Here is an 824-nt window from a genome sequence, read left to right on the forward strand (position 1 = left end):
CTTTCCTGAAAGTAAATATATAATTGCGGATATATTTTTGACCAATCTCTTACCCTACCATTCCATTTACTTGATATGTCATTTATCGCTAAATATAGCAATTTAAACAATGATTCCTCTGTAGGAAATACCCCTCGATTTTTAGTGACCTTCTTCAATTTACTATTAAAACTCTCTATGGGATTAGTAGTATAAATGAGCCTTCTGACTTCCGATGGATATTTAAATAACGTTGAAAGTTCCAACCAATGGGTTTCCCATGATTTTATTACATTTGGATATTTCTTTCCCCATTTTTCATTTAATCTATCTAATTCAATTCTTCCAGTTTCTTCCGTTGGAGATGTATAAATAGCCTTTAAGTCCCTCGCTAACTCTTTCCTGTCTTTATAAGATACAAATTTAAGAGAGTTTCTTACCTGATGAACTATGCATCGTTGAATTTCAGATTCTGGATATACCGCCCTGATTGCTTCATTTAAACCTGGTAAACCGTCTATACTGAATATAAGAACATCTTCAACACCTCTGTTCTTAAGTTCGTTTAATACTGACAACCAAAACTTAGCTGATTCAGTCTCCATTATCCATATACCAAGACATTCTTTTTTACCTTCAAGAGTAATGCCTATTATTGCGTAAACTGCTACGTTTTTTATAACACCATCAAGTCGCATCTTGTAAAATAATGCATCAAGAAATACAATTGCATAAATTGGCTCTAAGGGTCTATTTTGCCACTCTTTTGCTCTTGCAAGAACTTTATCTGTAATCCTACTGATTGCCTCAGCTGAAAACTCAAGACCGTATAAAGATTCCATGTG

The 824-nt window shown here is 33.7% G+C and carries 1 protein-coding gene; it reads right to left on the minus strand.

The features are described 5' to 3' along the window. Nucleotides 1-824, minus strand: an 824-nt coding sequence (locus OWM07_RS11145) for an IS256 family transposase (protein ID WP_423303820.1), incomplete at both ends; no start/stop codon positions are given.

Origin of the sequence: Deferribacter thermophilus, assembly GCF_049472675.1 — a bacterium.
In the GTDB taxonomy this organism is placed as follows: Bacteria; Chrysiogenota; Deferribacteres; order Deferribacterales; family Deferribacteraceae; genus Deferribacter; species Deferribacter thermophilus.